The 4,124-nt window shown below is 64.1% G+C and carries 6 protein-coding genes; 3 read left to right on the top strand and 3 right to left on the bottom strand.

Annotated elements, in window-relative coordinates:
* The coding region (locus tag QZ186_RS11355; RefSeq protein WP_296416927.1) for an APC family permease at window positions 1–1,121 on the bottom strand (1,121 nt) is incomplete at its 3' end.
* A 67-nt stretch (window positions 1,122–1,188) separates the two neighbouring features.
* Between QZ186_RS11355 and QZ186_RS11350 the strand changes: the two genes are divergently transcribed.
* Window positions 1,189–1,587 (top strand): hypothetical protein, encoded by a 399-nt coding sequence (locus tag QZ186_RS11350; protein WP_296416924.1) that lies wholly within the window; start codon window positions 1,189–1,191, stop codon window positions 1,585–1,587.
* Here QZ186_RS11350 and QZ186_RS11345 read toward each other — a convergent pair whose 3' ends face one another.
* The gene (locus QZ186_RS11345; RefSeq protein ID WP_296416922.1) at window positions 1,588–2,022 is read right to left on the bottom strand and encodes a hypothetical protein; all 435 of its coding nucleotides are present in this window, start codon (window positions 2,020–2,022) and stop codon (window positions 1,588–1,590) included.
* Window positions 2,023–2,340: 318 nt separating this feature from the next.
* Here QZ186_RS11345 and QZ186_RS11340 point away from each other — a divergent pair, with 318 nt between their 5' ends.
* Window positions 2,341–3,078, top strand: a complete 738-nt coding sequence (locus QZ186_RS11340; RefSeq protein WP_232197282.1) for a BMC domain-containing protein — start codon at window positions 2,341–2,343, stop codon at window positions 3,076–3,078.
* 1 nt (window position 3,079) lies between these two features.
* Here the strand turns inward: QZ186_RS11340 and rdgB are convergent, their stop codons facing one another.
* Window positions 3,080–3,676, bottom strand: coding sequence for an RdgB/HAM1 family non-canonical purine NTP pyrophosphatase (gene rdgB, locus QZ186_RS11335; RefSeq protein WP_296416919.1), 597 nt, complete (start codon window positions 3,674–3,676; stop codon window positions 3,080–3,082).
* 218 nt (window positions 3,677–3,894) lie between these two features.
* Between rdgB and QZ186_RS11330 the strand changes: the two genes are divergently transcribed.
* Window positions 3,895–4,124, top strand: a 230-nt coding sequence (locus tag QZ186_RS11330) for a sodium-dependent bicarbonate transport family permease (protein ID WP_296416916.1), incomplete at its 3' end; no start/stop codon positions are given.

Raw genomic sequence — 4,124 nt, 5'->3', positions numbered from 1 at the left:
TTGATCGCGACATTGGTGTTGCCGCGGCAGACCACGATCACCAGGGCTGAGACCAACAGCAAGAGGCCGATGCCGTTCTGGAACACCAGACGATCCCCCAACCAAGCCATCTGGCGAGGCAGGTAGCGGTCCTTGGCCAGCAGTGCCGCCAGCCGGGGGAATCCAGCGAAGGCGGTGTTTGCCGCCAAGCCCAAGATCAACAACGTGCTGATCTGCAGGAACCAATAGAGAGGATTGCCGGGACCGAACACCCGCAGACCGATCTGGGCCAGAACGGTGCGATCGGGATTGGGGGCAATCCCGTAGAGATAGGCCAAACCGCTGACGGCCAGGAACAGCAGCGCCAGCAACACCCCCATCACCAGCAGCGTGGCCTGGGCCCGGCGGGCCGAGGGCTCACGGAACACCTTCACCCCGTTGGCAATCGCTTCAATGCCGGTCATCGCCGAGCAACCGGCGCTGAAGGCCCGAAGAATCAAGAACAGACCCAAGGGCTCCAGGGCTGCGATCGCCGGCGGTGCGTCCGGGCGAAAGCCATGGGCAAACACGATGTTCTGCAGACCAAACAGGGCCAGCAGCGCCACCATCACCACAAAGGCGTAGGTCGGCACAACAAACAGGCGACCGGCCTCCTTCAGACCCCGCAAATTGGCCCAACCCACGAGCGCCAACAGCAGCAGAGAGAGGCTGGTCTCATGGGCCAGCAGCCCTGGAAGCAGGGAGCTCAGGGCCTGGGCCGCCGCCATCAGACTCACCGCGGCGGTCAGGGTGTAATCCACCAGCAATGCCGCCGCCGCCACCAACCCCGCCCAGGCGCCGAGGTTCTCCCGGGCGACCACATAGGAGCCTCCCCCCTCGGGGTAGGCCTCAATCGCCTGGCGATAGGAGAGCACCACAATCGCGATCAGGCCGACGATGCAGGCCGTGATCGGCAGGGACAGACCAAGGGCACCGCTGCCGGCCAGAAGCAACACCCCCAGGGCGGCCTCCGTCGCATAGGCCACCGAGGAGAGGGCATCCGAGGAGAGGATCGGCAGCGCAATCAGGCTCGGCAGGCGCTGCGAATCCGATTCCCTGCGCGGCAGAGGACGCCCCAAAAGACGACGGGCAAACGAAAGCACCCCTGTGGCGCGCGGCTGGCCTCACCATGCCCCGATCTGCCCTTGCTGGCAGCCCATGGGCCGTGCCATGACAAAGACACCCCATCCCGGGGAGTCCATGCTCTCGAGCCTCAACGACCTACTGGAACAACTGGTGCTGCGGGGGTGGGCCAAGCTTGACCTTCCCGCCGGGGTTCCGAAAGTCACGCCCGATTGCCCCTGGTGGAGCATCGACCTGGGCCCAGTGACGACCGTTTCACTCCACCCGTGGTCCAACGGGCTCTTGGAGTTCAGCATCTGCGTCCTGATCGATGCTGAAGAGCAAATCCAGTCCTATGAACTGGAGTGCAATGCCATGCCCGTCCCCGTGGCCTTGATCAACTGGTGGGGGGGACTGGAGATCGCCCTAGAACAGAGCGAAGCGCTGAAAAACCAGCTGATCGCCGCCTGGGATCAAGAGATCAGCGCAGGCGGCGAGTTGCCCTGATCAACCGAAGCGGCGGCGGCCGTCATTGAAGCTGGCGAAGCTGGTGACCTCACCCCGGCGCTCCTCGCCACCAGCGGTTTGGCCCAGTTTCCAGACATTGCGGCTGATGCGCCTGGCCCGCAGGCCCCCACGCTCCACCTCGGCGCTGCCGGGACGGGCGCCCATTAAGTAGGTCACCTCTGCCGTCGACAGGGGAGCACCCGTTTGCAGAGCCAACTGGGTGAGCTCCAGGCGCTGGCGCAGGGAGGCGACATCACAGGCGCCACCGTCCTCGGACTCGTTCCAGACCCAGGGGAGCTGCCCTTGGGCCGCAAGCTTCTGCATCAGGCTCATGCTGACCAGAGCCAAAGCCTGGTCAGCATTGAGATCGCCGCCGTCTTGAACGGGAGCAGCGCCCTTCGCGGAGGCAGAAGGGGCAGAGCGCTTAGCAGCCACGGGCAGTCCTGCAGGGATGGCCGGACGGTACCGGCTCTCGCCCGGGGCGCAAGACCCCAGAGACCGGCGGACATCAACTGCGGCGCAACCAATCCGGGGCCTGCCCAAACCACCGACCAAGATCGATGAAGGCTGGCCGCAGCAATCCAGCCCCGCCAAGCCAAAACCATGGAGTGAATCCTGGATGGGGCGGTAAGATCGCCGCGCTCCTCCCGCTGATCAGCAGAGGACCTCAACGTCTGTAGGGAGCAGCCCGACCCCTTGATTGAACGCAATCCCAGGCGACGAACGGCATCGGTGCAGATCACTGGCACCGACCTGGGATTCAGCGGCAGCGGCACCTCTTTGGATGAGCTGCACCCATCGGCCGCCAGCTGTGTCATCACGACCGATAGCGAAGCGCGGCTGGTCAGCCAGGCCAGCGCAGTCGAATCCATCGAGCTGCGGACCTACGTCTTTCTCGATTCACTGCAGCCCCAACTCGCCACCTACATGGGGACGGTGAGCCAGGGCTTCCTGCCCATCCCAGGCGATGCCTGCCTCTGGCTTGAGGTCTCCCCTGGCATGGCCGTTCACCGGGTGACGGACATCGCCCTCAAAGCCAGCACGGTGCGTCTGGGCCAGATGATCGTGGAGCGGGCCTTTGGCTCCCTCGCGCTGTATCACCGCGACCAGAGCAATGTCCTCCACTCCGGCGATGTCGTCCTTGAAGCCATCGGCAGCAGCGTCGAGCAGCGCACCCGCTGCAGCGTGACCTGGACCGAGGTCATCCGGGCGATCACCCCCGACCACGCCGTGCTGATCAACCGTCAGAACCGGCGCGGCTCGATGATTCAGGCCGGGATGAGCATGTTCATCCTGGAGACCGAGCCAGCCGGTTATGTGCTCCTGGCCGCCAACGAAGCGGAGAAGTCCAGCAACATCACCGTGGTCGACGTCAAGGCCGTCGGCGCCTTCGGCCGACTGACCCTGGCCGGCTGGGAAGGGGACGTCAACGAAGCCGCTGCTGCTGCGATGCGGGCCGTCGAGCAAATCAACCGGCGCTCTGCCCGCTGAGTCAGCGCAGACCGAAGATCTGCTTCAACCCCGGGGCCAAAGCACGGGCCGCTTTACCCCGGGAGCCCAGTTTGTCCTTGAGGTGTTGCCCCATCTGGGCATAGGTCAGTCCTGCTTCCCGCACCCAGAAGATCGGGTCATAGCCGCCCCCTTGCCCCTGCGGGCTACTGAGAATCTCACCGCGGCAGATCCCCTGGGACTCGAGCACAGGATTGCCCTCGGGATCGGAGAGCACCATGGCGCTGTTAAAGCTGCCGCTGCGGTAGGGGGTCGATCCGAGTTCGTCCAGCAAGCGTTGAATGCGCTCGGGATCGGTGGCGGCATAGCGGGCGGAATACAGCCCAGGCTCACCACCCAGGGCATCGACCTCCAAACCAGAGTCATCAGCCAGGGCCCACTGGCCCGTGAGCCGGGCCACGCTGCAGGCCTTCAGCCGAGCGTTCTCGAGATAGGTGGTGCCGGTTTCTTCGATCTCGAGTCCATCGGGCTGCTGGCGCACCTCGAGCGCAACGGCATCGAGCATCGCTTGGATCTCGGCCACCTTGTAAGGGTTGCCACTGGCGATCACCAAGATCGGCTGGGGCGTGCCAGATCGCATCCAATGACACCAGGGGACGCCATTGTGCCGCCTAAGGGGGTGAGGCAGGTTGGGTTGAACATTCCACCCCAGAGAAATCCAGGGGCACCTGCCTCCCTCAAACCGTAGGGAGCCCATCCAGCTCGTGCAATGGCGCTATTGCCGGATGTGTGCAGCACGGAACAGTTCGAAAGAAGCCATCTAGCGTCAAACCGCAGCCCCTTTCTGCAGGTTCGTCCATGGACACCAGCCTGGTCCTGCAGAACCTGTTAACACCACCGGTTCTGTTCTTTTTCCTGGGTGTCTTTGCCGTGCTGCTGGGCTCGGACCTGGAGATCCCGGCACCCCTACCCAAGCTCTTTTCGCTGTATCTCTTACTGGCGATTGGCTTTAAAGGTGGCCTTGAGCTGCAGCACAGCGGCATCAGCGGACAAGTGCTGCCAACCATTGCAGCGGCGATCTTGATGTC

Origin of the sequence: Vulcanococcus sp. DEBay_Sum29NL08_54 (genome assembly GCF_017859255.1) — a bacterium.
GTDB lineage: Bacteria > Cyanobacteriota > Cyanobacteriia > PCC-6307 > Cyanobiaceae > Vulcanococcus.
Note: the sequence above shows the minus strand (reverse complement) of the source record. Positions and strands in the feature narration are given on the sequence as shown.

Coding starts and splice junctions, on each gene's coding strand:
- QZ186_RS11350 (WP_296416924.1), top strand. CDS start 1,189: ATGACAAAGACACCCCATCCCGGGGAGTCCATGCTCTCGAGCCTCAAC.
- rdgB (WP_296416919.1), bottom strand. CDS start 3,676: ATGCGATCTGGCACGCCCCAGCCGATCTTGGTGATCGCCAGTGGCAAC.